General features: G+C 31.5%; 12 protein-coding genes. 7 read left to right on the forward strand and 5 right to left on the reverse strand.

Annotated elements, in window-relative coordinates; genetic code table 11:
- Positions 1-535: 535 nt before the first annotated feature.
- Positions 536-1216: a DUF4294 domain-containing protein gene (locus GKZ86_RS24250; RefSeq protein WP_154785606.1), complete on the reverse strand. Its 681-nt coding sequence runs from the start codon at positions 1214-1216 to the stop codon at positions 536-538.
- Positions 1217-1297: 81 nt separating this feature from the next.
- Here GKZ86_RS24250 and GKZ86_RS24255 point away from each other — a divergent pair, with 81 nt between their 5' ends.
- From GKZ86_RS24255 to GKZ86_RS24285, 7 genes are all read left to right on the forward strand, one after another.
- A complete protein-coding gene (locus GKZ86_RS24255) occupies positions 1298-2386 on the forward strand; it encodes a M42 family metallopeptidase (protein ID WP_154785607.1) in 1089 nt (362 codons plus the stop codon).
- A 67-nt stretch (positions 2387-2453) separates the two neighbouring features.
- On the forward strand, positions 2454-3134 hold the full coding sequence (locus GKZ86_RS24260; RefSeq protein WP_154785608.1) for a response regulator transcription factor: 681 nt from the start codon (positions 2454-2456) through the stop codon (positions 3132-3134).
- Positions 3131-4492, forward strand: a complete 1362-nt coding sequence (locus GKZ86_RS24265) for a HAMP domain-containing sensor histidine kinase (RefSeq protein ID WP_154785609.1) — start codon at positions 3131-3133, stop codon at positions 4490-4492. Before GKZ86_RS24260 ends, GKZ86_RS24265 begins: the two co-directional genes overlap by 4 nt.
- Before the next feature lie 84 nt (positions 4493-4576).
- Positions 4577-5824, forward strand: coding sequence for a TolC family protein (locus GKZ86_RS24270; RefSeq protein WP_154785610.1), 1248 nt, complete (start codon positions 4577-4579; stop codon positions 5822-5824).
- Between the two features lie 12 nt (positions 5825-5836).
- Entirely contained in the window at positions 5837-6922 is a 1086-nt protein-coding gene (locus GKZ86_RS24275; RefSeq protein ID WP_154785611.1) for an efflux RND transporter periplasmic adaptor subunit, read from the forward strand.
- A gap of 3 nt (positions 6923-6925) precedes the next feature.
- Positions 6926-10024 carry an efflux RND transporter permease subunit gene (locus GKZ86_RS24280; RefSeq protein ID WP_154785612.1) on the forward strand — a complete coding sequence of 1033 codons (3099 nt, stop codon included), beginning with the start codon at positions 6926-6928 and terminating at the stop codon, positions 10022-10024.
- A 141-nt stretch (positions 10025-10165) separates the two neighbouring features.
- Positions 10166-10768: a DUF2238 domain-containing protein gene (locus GKZ86_RS24285; RefSeq protein WP_154785613.1), complete on the forward strand. Its 603-nt coding sequence runs from the start codon at positions 10166-10168 to the stop codon at positions 10766-10768.
- A gap of 104 nt (positions 10769-10872) precedes the next feature.
- Here the strand turns inward: GKZ86_RS24285 and GKZ86_RS24290 are convergent, their stop codons facing one another.
- The 4 genes from GKZ86_RS24290 to GKZ86_RS24305 all read right to left on the reverse strand — a co-directional run bounded on the left by GKZ86_RS24290 (position 10873) and on the right by GKZ86_RS24305 (position 16396).
- On the reverse strand, positions 10873-11253 hold the full coding sequence (locus GKZ86_RS24290) for an ankyrin repeat domain-containing protein (protein ID WP_154785614.1): 381 nt from the start codon (positions 11251-11253) through the stop codon (positions 10873-10875).
- A 522-nt stretch (positions 11254-11775) separates the two neighbouring features.
- Entirely contained in the window at positions 11776-12912 is a 1137-nt protein-coding gene (locus GKZ86_RS24295) for a glycoside hydrolase family 26 protein (protein WP_154785615.1), read from the reverse strand.
- 32 nt (positions 12913-12944) lie between these two features.
- Positions 12945-13898: a phosphoribosylaminoimidazolesuccinocarboxamide synthase gene (locus GKZ86_RS24300; RefSeq protein ID WP_154785616.1), complete on the reverse strand. Its 954-nt coding sequence runs from the start codon at positions 13896-13898 to the stop codon at positions 12945-12947.
- A 149-nt stretch (positions 13899-14047) separates the two neighbouring features.
- Positions 14048-16396 carry a prolyl oligopeptidase family serine peptidase gene (locus GKZ86_RS24305; protein ID WP_154785617.1) on the reverse strand — a complete coding sequence of 783 codons (2349 nt, stop codon included), beginning with the start codon at positions 16394-16396 and terminating at the stop codon, positions 14048-14050.
- Positions 16397-16437: the final 41 nt, after the last annotated feature.

A 16437-nucleotide genomic window follows, 5' to 3' on the forward strand; every position in this document is an offset into this window, starting at 1 on the left:
AATTTATTTTCATTTTGATTTATTTGCCTGTCAGTATTTAAAAGAACGTCTGTCGCTGTTGCGGGTGCAAAAGTAGCACCTTTATTTACATTTACAACACTTTTTATTATATAATTTCAATGTTTTTCTTAACTCGCTGGAAGTGTGTTTTTTATAACACAAAGTTTTTTTGGCGGTTTCTGCTTTTACTGTGTTCTTACTATCTTTTGCCGGTTTTTGGCGGTTTTGCCACTAAGGCACAAAGACACGAATTTTTGTTTTTGGGATGTTTTCTTCTCCTTTATACCTGATCTTCTTTTGGAAAACCTCTGCCCTAGCCCCGATAGCAGTGGAAATCCTTTTGCTTTTTTTTCAAAAGCAAAAGATTGCAGCGGATAGCGGGAAATAGCTCCTCATTAATTCTAATTACAAAAAAGCTTCTACTAAAGGAATACTATATAGTTTTACTCTTATATATAGGTAACAAAAACAAACCCGACAAGTTTTAAACCTGTCGGGTTGGAGAATGAAATTGTACTCTTATATATAAGGAGTGTTATTTTTTGTTTATCGTTTTGGCTTTATCTTCCCAATGATTCATCAAATCATTATAATCTACGGGCTTTGCTGGTCTTTGATTTAATAATCTGCCTGATTCGAATGCGCGAACGAGAATGGTTTCTATCAAATAGTCTTCATTCACTTCATACGGTTTGTATTCTGTTTTTAGACTTATGTCGAATAAATTAGCGGTTGTATTAGATACAAAGGCTTTTAAACCACTTTTTAGGGTTCTAATTAATTCATATGTTGTAATTCCGGTTTGACGATGAACTAGTTTTACAAGAATCTGACCTTGTTTGCGGGAGAGTTTCTTTAATCTGTCCTCAAATTCATTATTAAGGTAGTCTTCGACAATTTTAAAATACTTCTTTTTTTCACGATTGGTTTTCAATCGTGCCATTCCTTGATTTAAAGCTGTTAATCTATCTGACGCTAATTTTGCGTATGGATACACTTTATAAACTCGATTTTGAAGAATCAGAAATTGCTTTTGTGCTTCGGGGTCAAGTTTTTCTTTCGATATGATAATTTCGGGTAATTCGATTGTATCATTTAAGATCGAATCCTGTTCGGTAAGGATATAGCCCATTTGTTGGTTTTCTTTAGGGGTAACCTGAGCGTGACTTGTAAAAGAAATCAATATAAAGAATAAAATAATGTAGGTAAATCTCATGGAGTCATAATTTAAATGTAAAATTATATATTTATATACAACTCTAATACCAAATTTATAAATTAGCACAAAAATATTTTTATGAGCACGAAATCTATCTTAAAAGATACTTCTATCGCTTTCTTAGAAAGCTACCTTAATAACGCCTCGCCTACTGGCTACGAAAGTGAAGGGCAAAAACTTTGGATGAATTACTTAACTCCTTATGTAGATACTTTTATTACCGATACTTATGGAACTGCTGTTGGAATTATTAATCCGGACGCACCTTTTAAAGTAGTTATAGAAGGTCATGCCGATGAAATTTCATGGTATGTAAACTATATTACCGATGATGGTTTATTGTATGTGATAAGAAATGGTGGTTCTGATCATCAGATTGCTCCATCGAAAAGGGTTAATATCCATACAAAAAAAGGTATTGTAAAAGGTGTTTTTGGATGGCCTGCAATTCATACTCGTTTGCGTGATAAGGAAGAAATTCCAAAATTAAGCAATATCTTTATTGATTTAGGATGCGAAACTAAAGAACAAGTTTTAGAAATGGGTGTTCATGTTGGTTGTGTAATTACATATCCTGACGAATTTATGATTCTGAACGAAAATAAATTTGTTTGCCGCGCTATCGATAACAGAATGGGTGGATTTATGATTGCTGAAGTTGCTCGTTTATTACATGAAAATAAAAAAACGCTTCCTTTTGGGTTGTACATCGTAAATTCTGTTCAGGAAGAAATTGGTTTGCGTGGTGCTGAAATGATTGCTCAAACGATTAAACCAAATGTTGCAATCGTAACTGACGTTTGTCACGACACAACTACGCCTATGATTGACAAAAAAGTTGAGGGCGATCTTAAAATGGGTAAAGGCCCTGTTATTGCTTATGCGCCGGCGGTTCAGAATAAACTACGTGATTTAATTGTTGATACTGCAGAAGAAAACCAAATTCCGTTTCAGCGTCATGCTACTTCACGCGCAACGGGAACAGATACTGATGCTTTTGCTTACAGCAATGGTGGCGTAGCGTCTGCATTAATCTCTTTACCTTTACGCTATATGCATACAACTGTAGAAATGGTGCATAGAGAAGATGTTGAAAATGTGATTCAGTTGATTTATGAATCATTATTAAAAATTGAAAACAATGAAACTTTCTCTTATTTTAAATAAGAAAAAATATAAAACGTTGAATCGGTTATTGAAGTGTCAATAACCGATTTGACAAATAAAATATAATATGAAAATTTTACTGCTCGAAGATGATTTTACTTTATCTAAAGAAGTCTCTGCATTCTTTACTTCGAAAGAATTCGAGTGTATTCCTTATTATGATGGCTCTTTATTATTGAAAAAATATTTTCCTTACGAATATGATTTAATAATTCTTGATATTAATGTTCCTGGAATAAATGGAATTGACGTTTGCAAAGGTATTCGGGAAGTTGATAAAAAAACACCAATTATTATGCTTACGGCTTTCAGTGAAATTGAAGATAAATTAGCTTCTTTTGACAATGGTGCTGATGATTATTTGGTTAAGCCTTTTCATTTTGAGGAATTGTTTGCTCGAATTTCATCACTTTTAAGACGAAAAGATATTCCGCAGCAAGTCGAGAAAAAAATAGTAATTGATGATTTGGAAATTTTTGAAGAGGAAATGAAAGTATATCGTTCTGGCGAAGAAATCAAACTTACTCCCAAAGAGTTTAAATTAATTTTGATTTTGGCCCATGCCAAAGGCAAAGTATTATCAAAACAATTTATTGCTGAAAAACTTTGGGATTACCATATTGAAACTAACCAGAATACTATTGAAGTTTACATTAATTTTTTGAGAAAGAAAATAGATAAGGATCATGAAACAAAACTTATTCGGACCAAAATTGGCTACGGATATTATTTAAGCGATCAGGAATGACATTAAAAAACAGGATATCACTTTTAGTAAGTTTATTGTTTACAATCCTTTTTGGATTGGCTTCTACATTGATATTCATTTTATATTCAAATTTCAGAAAAGAAGAATTTCGTGATCGGTTAGAAATAAAAGCACTTTCTAATATTAAGCTTTTAGTAAATGTTAAGCAAGTTGATAATCAGCTTTTGAAAATTATAGATCAAAACTCGATTAATAAATTGTATGACGAAAAAACTTTAGTATTCGATTCTCATTACAGACTTATATATAGTAGTATTGATGATGCAAAAATAAATTGGTCGATTGATGATTTAAAATATCTGAAAAAGAACAAAACTTTTTTTAAGCAACAGGGCGATTATGAGGTTTATGGCGTTTTTTATGATACCAAAGACAGGGACTTTTATGCTCTAATATCTGCTACTGATGATTATGGTAAACGTAAATTACTTTTTTTACGCTATACCTTAATTATATCTTATATCTTTTTTACTTGCGTTTGCTGGGTAGTAACTTCAATAACGGTCAAAAAGTTAATGAGTCCTTTAAGTTCTTTTCATCAAAAAATAAAAAAAATTAACGAAAATAATCTTGATACTCGTGTAGAATCAAAAAGCAATAATAATGAAATTGATTTAATTGCAAATGAATTTAATTTCATGATGGACCGGATTGAGATTTCTTATCAGAAGCAAAAAGAATTTACCGCACATGCCTCACACGAGCTTAGAACTCCTCTATCGAGAATCACATCACAAATAGAAAATACTATTGCAGATCCTACAACATCTATAAAAGGCAAAACCTTTTTGAATACTATTTTAACAGATGTGAACCAGTTGACTGAATTAATTAATTCATTATTGATTTTATCCAAAATAGATAACAAAAAACATGAAAATACGGAAGTTCAGCGTATGGATGAAATTTTATTTTCGGCCATTGAGAACTTAAATAAAAGTTTTCCTGACTTTGTTATTCTTTTTGAAATGGAAGAAAGCGATAATTTAGATACTGCTTTAGAAATTAAGGGAAATAAAAACTTATTAGAAATTGCCTTGAGCAATGTTCTAAAAAATGCTTGTGTCTACTCTGATAATAAACAAGCCATTGTAAAAATTAGTACTGATAATAATACTCTTCTTATTTCTATTTTGAATACGGGAAATACATTAACCGAAAGTGAACAGAAAAATCTTTTCCAGCCTTTTATGCGTGGTGAAAATTCAAAGGGAACATCTGGTTTTGGACTTGGTTTACGTATTGTTCAGCGTATCCTTAATCTACACAATTCATCTATAACTTACAGTGTACCAAATATTAACACGAATTTATTTCAATTAATTTTTCATTTATAATTTATTTTAAGGTATTTTTAAGGTAGATTTTAAGGTGTCTTAAAGTCTACTGATAGCATATTTGTATAAAATAAAATAGGTACAATGAAAAAACTATATGCATTATTACTATTTGTATTATTCAATCAGGTAGTATTGGCTCAAAAAACAGTTACCCTCCAAGACTGTGAAAGCCAATTTCTTAAAAACAATCTTTTTTTATTGGCATCTCAATATAATATAGATGCTTCAAAAGCACTGACTATGCAGGCTCGCATTTGGGATAACCCATCGATTACGGCTGAACTAAATGCTTATAATCCTGAAAAAAATCAATATTTTGATATTGGAAAGCAAGGTCAGAAAGCATTTGGGATTGAGCAATTAATTTATTTGGGCGGAAAAAAACGCAACGAAATAAAGCTGGCTCAAACTAATGAAAAATTAGCGGAGCTTCAATTCAATGATTTATTGAGGACATTAAAATTGCAGTTGCGAAAAAGTTTTTATACGGTTTATTATAACACAAAAAGTCTTGAAACTACAGATGAACAGCTTTCTCATATTGAAGACTTAATCAACTCCTATTCTATTCAGGCACAAAAAGGAAATGTTCCATTGAAAGATGTTGTGCGTTTACAATCATTATATCTAAACTTCAAAAATGAACGTATGGAAGTTGTAAATGACAATATTGAAGAACAAGCGAACTTAAAGCTGTTATTGAATGCTCCTGAAAATGTTATTCCGGAAGTTTCTAAAGAAGAATTTGATAAATACACCAAAGAAATTCCGTTTGATCTTAAAAGTTTTGAAAGTGATGCTATTGCCAATCGCCCTGATTATCTAGCCAAGCAAAAAGATATTGAAGCAAATGAACTGAACGTAAAGTGGCAAAAATCACTCTCGATTCCGGACATTACCGTTGGAGCTTCTTACGATCAACATGGTGGGGCTTTTGATAAACAGACAAACTTAACACTTGGAATTCCTCTACCTCTTTGGAATTCTAATAAAGGAAATATCAAATATGCTAAGACAATTTTAGAACAATCAAAAATTGAAAAGCAAAATTTTGATCTTCAATTACAAACAGAAATTACATCTTCATGGAATAAATGGAATGAATCCCGCAAAAACTATGTAGTTATAAAACCAACTGTTAATTCTGATTTTGAGGCTGTTTACAACGGAATGTTGACCAACTTTCAAAAACGAAACGTGAGTTTATTAGAATTTACTGATTTTATGGAAAGTTATAATCAGGCAGCTGTTCAGGTAAATGAATTAAAAAAGAAAGTAGTCCTTTCTGGTGAAGAATTAAATAGTACAATCAACAAAGACTTATTTTAAAACCTAATGAAGATGAAATATAAACTAATTATAGGAATTGCTCTCGTGAGTTTATCAATCGCAAGCTGCAAAAAAGAAGTAGATAATCCTGAGACTAATACCTCTTTTGTTTTAAGCGATACAATGCTCAAAACGACTTCTACAGCTATAGCAGAAACACAACCTGTAAAAAACGAATTAAGTTTTTACGGAAAAATTACTGCTGACAATAATAAGATGATTGATGTTTACCCGCTTGTTGGAGGAAATGTAGTTAAAGTAAATGTAGAACTTGGAGATTATGTGAAAAAGGGACAAGTTTTAGCCACAATAAAAAGTACCGATATTGCAGATTTTGAAAAACAATCCATTGATGCTAAAAATGATTTATTGGTTGCAAAAAACCAATTAAAAGTTGCTCAGGAATTATTTGATGGAAAATTGAACTCTGAAAGTGATGTACTTCAGGCTAAATCAGAAGTAAATAAGGCTCAATCACAATTAGGTAAAATTCAGGAAACTTATAAAATCTATAATATTAAAGCGGGTTCTATTTATGAAGTAACAGCCCCAATTAGTGGTTTTATTATTCAAAAGAGTATTAATCAGGATATGCTTTTAAGAAGTGATCGTTCTGAAAATATTTTTGACATTGCCGAAATCAGTGAAGTTTGGGCATTGGCTAATATTAATGAAATTGATATTAATAAAGTAAAATTAGGTATTGATGCTGATGTAACAACGCTTAGTTATCCTGATAAAGTTTTTAAAGGAAAAGTTGATAAAATATTTAATGTAATTGATCCTGAAACTAAAGCGATGCAGGCTCGTATTAAATTGAAAAACACAGATTATTTGTTGAAACCTGATATGAATGCGAATATAAAATTGTCTTTCAGCGAAGGTAAGTCTATGATAGCCGTACCTAGTAAAGCAATTGTTTTTGACAAAAGTAAAAACTTTGTAATGGTATTTAAAGATCGTAACAATATTGAAACCAGACAAGTTGAAGTATACAGACAAGTTGGTGATGTTACTTATATCTCTAGTGGCTTAAAAGAAAATGAAAAAGTGATAACGAACAATCAGTTATTTATTTATCGCGCTTTAAACGAATAAAACATGAACAAATTCATACGAAATATTATTGCTTTTTCGCTTAAGAATAAAGCATTTACCTTTTTTTGGGTAGGATTATTGGCTGTAGCCGGATTTATTTCCTTCAAAAATATGCCTATTGACGCTTTTCCGGATGTAACGAATACACAGATTATTATCATTACGCAATGGAACGGAAAAAGCGCCGAAGAAGTAGAACGTTTTGTTACTTCTCCTATAGAAATCTCTATGAACTCTGTTCAAAAAAAGACCAGTGTTCGCAGTATTACAATGTTTGGTTTGTCTGTTATCAAAATTATTTTTGATGATGGTGTCGATGATACTTTTGCGCGTTTACAAGTAAATAATTTACTGAAAAATGTTTCACTTCCAGATGAAGTAGAACCGGATGTTCAGCCACCTTATGGCCCAACCGGTGAAATTTTCAGATACATTGTAAAAAGCGACAGCAGAGACAGTAGAGAATTATTAACCTATCAAAACTGGGTTATTGACAAGCAATTGCGTTCTGTTCCTGGTGTTGCAGATTTAAATGTTTTTGGAGGTCAGACTAAAACTTATGAAGTTGGGGTTGATCCTATTAAATTAGCAAAATACAACATTACTCCTTTGCAGGTTTACAATGCAGTAAATGCAGGAAACTTAAATGTAGGTGGTGATATTATCGAAAAGAATGGACAAGCTTTTGTCGTGCGCGGTGTCGGACTATTAAAGTCTATTTCGGATATTGAAAATATTATAGTTGATGATGCGAGTGGGAATCCTATTTTGGTAAAAAACCTGGCTTCTGTTTACGAAAGTTCAATGCCCAGAGTTGGACAAACTGGTTTAGGCAAAAATGATGATGCTGTTGAAGGTATTGTGGTTATGCGTAAAGGTGAAAATCCTCAGGAAACATTGGCTTTGATTAAAGATAAAATAAAAGATCTAAATGAAAATGTTCTTCCTAAAGACATTAAAATAGAAACTTTTTACGATCGTGATAATTTGATGAATTTCACGACAGAAACGGTAATGCACAATTTATTTGAAGGTATTATTCTGGTTACCTGTGTTGTATTTCTTTTTATGGCCGATTGGAGGACTACCTTCACGGTTTCAATTGTTATTCCGTTGTCGTTATTGTTTGCCTTTTTGTGCCTAAAAATGATGGGGATGAGTGCTAACTTGCTGAGTTTAGGTGCAGTCGATTTCGGAATCATTATTGATGGTGCGGTGGTTATGGTCGAAGGATTATTTGTGGTTTTAGATCACCGCGCACATCAATTAGGAATGACGGCTTATAACAAAATTGCAAAAGGTAGCTTGATTAAAAAAACCGGAGCTGAAATGGGTAAAGCCATTTTCTTCTCTAAATTAATCATCATTACAGCATTATTGCCAATTTTCTCTTTCCAGAAAGTAGAAGGAAAAATGTTCTCTCCCCTAGCCTATACTTTAGGTTTTGCCTTAATGGGAGCATTACTTTTTACGTTGACATTGGTTCCTGTTTTATCTCACATCCTTTTAAATAAAAATGTAAAAGAAAAAAACAATCCATTTGTTAATTTCTGGGATCGAATCGTTAGTAAAAGTTTCGCATGGACTTTTAAGCATAAAGTAAAAACGCTTATTGCTTCTATAGCAATTTTAGCAACTGTGTTTTTCTCGGCTACATTTTTAGGAACAGAATTTTTACCACAATTAAACGAAGGTGCTTTGTGGGTAACTGCAGAATTACCAATGAGTACTTCGTTACCCGAAAGCGTTAAAACTGCAGCAATGATTCGAAAAGATTTGGAAAGTTTTCCTGAGGTAAAAAATGTTTTATCACAAACCGGAAGAAGTAATGACGGAACAGACCCTAATGGTTTTGGTTTCATACAGCTTCAGGTTGATTTAAAACCAAAATCAGACTGGACAAGAAAAATCACAATGGATGATCTGATAAATGAAATGGATGAAAAATTAAAAGTTCATCAGGGAATTACCTATAATTATTCGCAACCTGTTATTGATAACGTTGCCGAGTCTGTAGCTGGTTTCAAAGCATCGAATGCAGTAAAAATATATGGTGATGATCTTGATAAACTTGATGAATTGTCTAATGAAGTTTTAAATCAAATTAAAGATATTCCTGGCATAAAAGATGTTGGGATTCTTAGAAACGTTGGTCAACCGGAAATTAGTGTCATTCTTGATCGCGATAAAATGGCAGCTTACGGAGTTACTTTAAGTGATGCACAAGCGGTTTTAGAATTAGCTTTTGGAGGAAAAACAGCTACTGAGAAATATGAGGATGAGAAAAAATTTGATGTCAGAGTTCGTTTTTCAAAAGAGTATCGTAAAGATGAAAATGATATTAGTGAACTTAAAGTTCCAACGATTAGCGGAATAAAAATTCCTTTGAAAGAAATATGTGAATTAAAAACGATTACCGGACCAGCTTTTATTTACAGGGATAATACGAAACGTTTTATTGGAGTTAAATTCTCTGTTCGTGATCGAGATTTAGGAAGTACAATTGCTGAAGCACAAGCTAAAGTTGCTAAAATGAAACTTCCAAATGGTTATACTGTAGGCTGGACAGGTGAATTTGAAAATCAAGTTCGTGCCAGCGCTCGTTTAGCTCAGGTGGTTCCTATCAGTTTAATCGGGATTTTTGTATTGCTGTTTATTCTTTTCGGAAACATAAAAGATTCATTACTTGTTTTAGCTAACGTTCCTTTTGCTATTATTGGTGGAATTATTGCCTTACATATTACAGGAATGAATTTTGGGATCTCGGCTGGAGTTGGTTTTATTGCTTTACTTGGAATCTGTATTCAAAATGGTGTGATTTTAATTTCTGAATTTCATCATAATATAAAATCGAAGTTAAGTCTTGAAGATTCGATTTTCATTGGGGTAAAAGCCAGAACGAGAGCAGTTGTCATGACAGCATTAATGGCGTCGATAGGTTTAATGCCTGCGGCTATTTCAACCGGAATTGGTTCTGAATCACAAAAACCATTAGCTATTGTTATTATCGGAGGTTTAATTACTGCGACCATATTAACCCTATTGGTTTTCCCAATTATATTTTGGGTTTTCAATCGCAAGAAAAATGCTCCTATTGAATAAAAATTTAAAAAGAAATTAATTTTTGGTTGAATTAATTTGGTTTTCTTAGAGAGAAAAAGCACCATTAAAAAATGGTGCTTTTTTGATTCTGTTACCTTTTACTTTAATATATTGCACAAGTCCTAATCTATTAAAAAAATAATGAAATACATCTACTTTTTACTAACGTTGTTTTTTATAAGTTTAATAACTTCTATTATAAATCCAAAAGAAGCTTTTACTTGTTTTCTTGAGATAATTCCAGCAATTATTGGCGTTTTAATTTTAGCATTCACTTTCAATAAATTTAGATTTACAAATTTCACTTATACCTTGATATTAGTGCATTGTATAATTCTATTTATTGGCGGTCATTATACTTATGCCGAAGTTCCGCTTTTTGATTATTTTAAAGAAGTATTTCATCAAAGCAGAAATAATTATGATAAAGTTGGTCATTTTGCCCAAGGTTTAGTTCCGGCAATGATTATACGAGAATTATTTATTCGTAAAAACGTAATCAGCAATAAGAGTTTCTTTAATTTTATTATTGTGAGTATTTGTTTGGCTATTAGTGCGACTTACGAATTTATAGAATGGTTTGTTTCCTTGGCAACCGGAGATGGTGGCGATGCTTTTTTAGGAACACAAGGTTATGTTTGGGACACGCAATCAGATATGTTATTTGCAACAATTGGAGCTATTGTTGGTTTAATTCTATTTTCAAGAATTCAGAATAATCAAATTCAAAAAATAGATTTATAAAATAACTTCCTAGTTTTACTGAAAACAAAGCTTAAAACAAAAAAAACGGCCTTCTGCTCAAAGAGGGCCGTTTTGTTTACTAAACTCAAACTTTTTTTAAACTGTTATTTTGCTGCTTTCAAAAGAGCAATAGCTTCAGTTGCATTTGATAATTCTGCATATTTTAAAGCTGTATATCCTTGTTCATTTTTATCAGATACACGAGCTCCGCCAGCTAATAATACTTTAATGATTTCTACTTTGTTGTAACGTGCAGCGATCATTAAAGGAGACATGTCATCTGATTTTTCATTTACGTCAGCTCCGTATTCAATAAATTTTTTCACTACTTCAATATCTCCTTTAATAACAGCAACTGTCAATGGAGTTCCACCATATACTGATACTTCAACTTGATCTTTAACAGATGTTTTGAAATTTGAAGCCATTGAAACATTTGAAAATGCTACTAAAGCTAATCCTAAATAAATAACTGAATTTTTCATAATGATTTTGTTTTAATTTGATTGATAATTATTTGATTGATAATGGGTTGTTGTTAAACTTATGCAAATGTATATTAAATTTAGTATATTGTTATACAAGGTACTTTGTTTTAACTAATTGTTAACGTTTATTTAATGATTTTGAAATACATCGAATGTTAATTTCTTAATTCTTTATAATAGACGCAACAAAGGTAGAAATGTTACACTAATACGAATATTTCTTAAAATTAAATTCAGAATTTTTTAAAAAAATTAAAATAGAAACTTTACCTTTTTAACTTCACAATAATATAATGTATAAAAAAGGCAGAATTTATTCATTAAAACTAAATGAATAGAAGCAGAAAGATAAATTTTTGATGTAAATAAAATATTTTAACAAAAGTGTAAAAAATAAGAAAATACCTAAAATTACGTACTTATGTTTTAACAAGTAAAATCAAAAAAGGGATAAAATCAAGATCTATTTATCCCTAAAGCTTTGTTTACATCTTCTACCGCATTACAAAATCAAAAAAACTATAATTTGAATTTCGATTTATAAATATTCTTCAGATCGTTTTCGAATAAAGTATACGGATCATTATAGAATTTAATAAAATCAGGTGCACTAACTTGGTCAGAGAAAGGAGCATAAAAATGTGTAGCACTTGTAATATCGTTTCTCCAGACTAATACATAAGATAATTGTAGCTTTTCTGTTTGTAAAGTTTTTAACAGCGTTTCTGTCCACCAAGTAGGATTTGGAATTGATTCTAAACCAGTTTCTGTAAAAGCGGCTAACTTTTTCTTTTTTATTCCGAGATCTGAAATTATTTTAAGTTTCTCAATAGCAGCTTCTAAATTATATTTTCCATCTCTTCCAAAATCACCATAATCATCCATTCCAAACATATCTACATAATTATCACCCGGATAACGCTCTAAGTATTCTGATTCTGAATTAAATTTGTTATCTGGCGAAAAGGCATAAATAAAATTATGAACCCCCAGAGTATCTCTTAAATAAGAAACTGTAAATTGCCAAACAGCTATAAAATCTTCACGAGAAGTATATGGTTTTCCCCACCAAAACCAATCACCATCAAATTCATGAAAAGGCCTGAAAATCATAGGAACCAAATTACCATCTTTTGCTTTTGCTGAATGGGCAAAGTCAGCAATTGTTTTTAAAATTTCTTTGTATTGTTCGTTATGTGAACCACCTTCTTTAAGTAAAGACATTGCTGCTACAGAAGTTGAATCTTTTTTGTAAAAAGTATTTCCGGAAACTGGATTTATAAAGTGCCATGAAACCGTAGTGATTCCTCCTCTTTCATAAGTAGCGATAACATTATTTTTGAGGATTTCTTTTGTCTTTTCAATTTCATCTTTTGAATGTCCAGATAAACCACTAAAATCAATTCCAACAACGGCTGGATGCGAACCTGTAACAGATTTTACATCTGAACGATTGGGTTCATTTGACCATCCATGCCCATATTCTAATGCATGCTGATGACCAAAAAGAATATGTCTTTTTGAAATTATTTTTAAATTCTGATATAAAGCTTTCGTTTCTGTTGTCGCATTTTTATCAATTTGTGCAAAAAGAAAATGCCCTGCTATTAAAAATATAAATAGCAAGGCAATTTTTTTATTAGTTATAAAGTTCATGGTTTAAATAGTTGGTTTAAACCATGAAATTACTATTTAGATCCAAGGTAATCTAATACGTTTTTATCAATACGTTGATCAATATTAGCAATATCAGCTTTTACGAATTTTTCTCCTAAGATATTCTCGTATAATTCAATATATCTCTCAGAAACTGATTCGATATAAGCGTCTGTCATTTCCGGAATTTGTTGTCCTTCCAGACCTTGAAAACCATTTTCGATCAACCAACGACGTACAAACTCTTTTGATAATTGTTTTTGCTCCTCTCCTTTTTCTTGTCTTTCCTGATATCCATCAGCATAAAAATAACGAGAAGAATCAGGTGTATGAATTTCATCAATTAAAACAATAACACCCTCTTTTGTTTTTCCGAATTCGTATTTTGTATCCACTAAAATTAATCCTCGAGAAGCAGCAATTTCAGTTCCTCTTTGAAATAAATCACGTGTAAATTTTTCTAAAACAATATAATCTTCTTCAGAAACAATTCCTTTAGAAAGAATGTCTTCACGAGAAATATCTTCATCATGAGAACCGTTGTCTGCCTTTGTTGTTGGCGTAATAATTGGTTCAGGAAATTTATCGTTTTCTTTTAAACCTTCTGCCATTGTTACTCCGCAAATTTGTCTTCTTCCTGCAGCATATTCACGCGCAGCGTGTCCTGAAACATATCCGCGAATAACCATTTCTACTTTAAAAGGCTCACATAAATGTCCTACAGCAACGTTTGGATCCGGCGTAGCAATTAACCAATTTGGAACTATATCTTCTGTTAATTCCATAAATTTTGTAGCAATCTGATTCAAAATTTGTCCTTTGTATGGAATTCCTTTTGGTAAAACCACATCAAAAGCCGAAAGTCTGTCGGTTGCTACCATTACCAAAAGTTCGTCGTTAATATTATAAACTTCTCTAACTTTTCCACGGTAAACTGATTTCTGATTCGGGAAATTAAAATTTGTAGTTGTAATTGTATTGCTCATTATCCTTAGTTGTGTGTTTTTTTATGAATGCAAATTTAAAACTAATTAAAAGAGCAAGCAAATGTTTATTGTTGATAGTTTGTGGTTGATAGTTTGGGTTCAATGTAATTAATCTAAAAACTACTAACCATAAACCATCAACTAAAAACCTATTTTTTCAAAAGTGTCGAATTAAATAAATTCAGGATTCTGCTGTATTCGTCAATCCATGAATACGTTTCTTTAAATCCGTGTGATTCAACAGGGAAAGTAGCAAGACTCCAGTTCTTTTTTTGTAATTCTATAAAACGTTGAGATAAACGCACCACATCTTTATATTCAACATTATCATCAACCATTCCGTGCAGCATTATCAAATTTCCTTTTAAGCCTTCTGCAAAATAAATTGGAGAACTTTTTTTGTAAGCTTCCGGATCTGTTTCAGGAAAATTTAAAATATTGCCTGTATATTCATGATTATAATGTGCCCAATCTGTAACAGAACGCAAACCAGCTCCCGAAGCAAATTCACCCGGAGTTGTTAACATTCCCATCAACGTAATAAAGCCACCGTATGAACCGCCGTAAATACCTACTCTATTGGCGTCAATTCCGTATTTTTCTACTAAATATTTTTTACCGTCAATTTGATCAGATAAATCTTTTCCTCCCATAAAACGGTAAATTCCGGTTCTAAAATCTCTACCATAACCATCACTTCCTCTATAATCAATGTCTAAAATCGTATAACCCAAATCAGTCAATAAATTATGGAACATATATTCTCTGTAGTAATTACTCCAGTAATTATGTGCATTTTGTAAATAACCTGCACCGTGAACAAATATAATAGCAGCTTTATTTGATGTTTCTGTTTTAGGAGTATATATACGAGCATTTACAGGAGTTCCGTCTTGTGCTTTAAATGTAATAACTTCAGGTTCTCTCCATTGATATTTTTTAAAAGCCTCTGTTGTAGAAAAAGATATTTGCTGCAATACTGTATTCTTTTTATTATCAGCTATATAAAAATCCCAAGGTTTGTTTTTATATGAATAACGTACTAAAAGTGATTTTTCATCTGGAGATAATACAACTTCATGTGCGCCATCTTTCGTTAAAATTGGTTCTAAACCTCCGCCAGTTGCGACAAGTTTATACAAATTTCTATTTCCCGGATGTGTTGTATTTGTTGTTAAGTAAAATACTTTTTTATCTTTTGATAAAACTACGTCACGAACTTCCCAATTTCCGTTTGTGAGTTGCGTTTTCTTATTCGATTTTAAATTATAAGTATATAAATGAGAATATCCTGTAGCTTCTGACTGAAAATAAATGGTTTCATTATCTGCAAGAAAACCAACAATTCCGGGCTCAACAGAATATTGTGAAATTCCCGGGCCGCCAATCCAGGCTTCGTCATGCTGATGTTCAATTTCTTTAAATGATCCATTTTCAAAATTTAAATTCACCAACCATCTGTCTTTATTATCCTGACTCCTGATTTCTACAATACCAAAAGATCCATCTTCATTATAAACAGGTGCCTGAGCTATAATTAACTTATCTTCTTTGGCTTTGTTTTTTAAATTTTCGTACTCTTCGTAATACTTTGGTGTATCCTGAATATGGCTTAATGTCGAAAAATTAACATAGTAAACGGTATCTTTTGCAACAGAATAAATTCCGAATTTGGTTTTTACCAAATTTGCTGTAGACACTTTTTCCTTTGTATCAGGATTTTGATTATAACCATCATCTGTTATAAAAACTTCCATTTTTTCTTTTTTACTGTCAGATGCTTCGATTAAACTAAAAGTTACGAAATTTCCGTTTGGATTTGCTTTTAATCCAAAAAGTCCGTCTTTACCATAAAAATATTCTTTTGCAAAATCAGATTTAACGGCTTTGCTTTTAGCAAGGTTCCATTGTTTTTTTGCTTCTTTATCTTTAATAAATTGAAATAATTCTTTTTGCTGTGTCTTTAAAAAAGAATCCTTTTCAGATATTTTTTCTTTTTTTATTCCTTTGCTAAAGTTTGTAATTTGTAGAACTGTTCCTTCTTTAGCATTGTATTTGAAGATATTTTCATTTTGTTCAAAAAATAATGTCCCTACTACTGAACCCAATTCAAGATTTGAAATTGGCGTATTTTGCTGGTATATTTTTTTAATCAATTTTGTACTAATTGTATAAGAATATAAACCTCCATTATCCAGATAATAAACAATATCTGAAGTTAGTTTTCTTTTAAAATCCTGTTTAGAAAAAGCAGCTTCTTTTGCTTCAACCAAAACTGGTTTTGCTGCTCCTTTTTGCCATGAATACGTATTTGCTCCTAAATCATCGGTTGGATTCCATTCAAAATAAACTTTTTTGCCATCTAAAGACCAGCGTCCGTTTGTTGGTTGATTTCCAATAAAAGATTCGCCTTTCATTATTTCTTCTAATTTCAAGGTTTGGCTATTGCCGCTTATTGAAAAAATTAAAAAGGCAAGAATAAAAATGTTTTTTGTCATGGTTTAGTTTTTTGTAAAAACAAAAATACATCTTAAAACTA

This window comes from Flavobacterium sp. LC2016-13, assembly GCF_009707955.1.
Taxonomy (GTDB): domain Bacteria; phylum Bacteroidota; class Bacteroidia; order Flavobacteriales; family Flavobacteriaceae; genus Flavobacterium.

Excerpts from the sequence above, each read along its gene's own strand:
- GKZ86_RS24285 (WP_154785613.1), top strand. The coding sequence starts at position 10,166 with ATGAAATACATCTACTTTTTACTAACGTTGTTTTTTATAAGTTTAATA.
- GKZ86_RS24250 (WP_154785606.1), bottom strand. The coding sequence starts at position 1,216 with ATGAGATTTACCTACATTATTTTATTCTTTATATTGATTTCTTTTACA.
- GKZ86_RS24305 (WP_154785617.1), bottom strand. The coding sequence starts at position 16,396 with ATGACAAAAAACATTTTTATTCTTGCCTTTTTAATTTTTTCAATAAGC.
- GKZ86_RS24295 (WP_154785615.1), bottom strand. The coding sequence starts at position 12,912 with ATGAACTTTATAACTAATAAAAAAATTGCCTTGCTATTTATATTTTTA.
- GKZ86_RS24300 (WP_154785616.1), bottom strand. The coding sequence starts at position 13,898 with ATGAGCAATACAATTACAACTACAAATTTTAATTTCCCGAATCAGAAA.
- GKZ86_RS24260 (WP_154785608.1), top strand. The coding sequence starts at position 2,454 with ATGAAAATTTTACTGCTCGAAGATGATTTTACTTTATCTAAAGAAGTC.
- GKZ86_RS24255 (WP_154785607.1), top strand. The coding sequence starts at position 1,298 with ATGAGCACGAAATCTATCTTAAAAGATACTTCTATCGCTTTCTTAGAA.
- GKZ86_RS24275 (WP_154785611.1), top strand. The coding sequence starts at position 5,837 with ATGAAATATAAACTAATTATAGGAATTGCTCTCGTGAGTTTATCAATC.
- GKZ86_RS24280 (WP_154785612.1), top strand. The coding sequence starts at position 6,926 with ATGAACAAATTCATACGAAATATTATTGCTTTTTCGCTTAAGAATAAA.
- GKZ86_RS24290 (WP_154785614.1), bottom strand. The coding sequence starts at position 11,253 with ATGAAAAATTCAGTTATTTATTTAGGATTAGCTTTAGTAGCATTTTCA.
- GKZ86_RS24270 (WP_154785610.1), top strand. The coding sequence starts at position 4,577 with ATGAAAAAACTATATGCATTATTACTATTTGTATTATTCAATCAGGTA.
- GKZ86_RS24265 (WP_154785609.1), top strand. The coding sequence starts at position 3,131 with ATGACATTAAAAAACAGGATATCACTTTTAGTAAGTTTATTGTTTACA.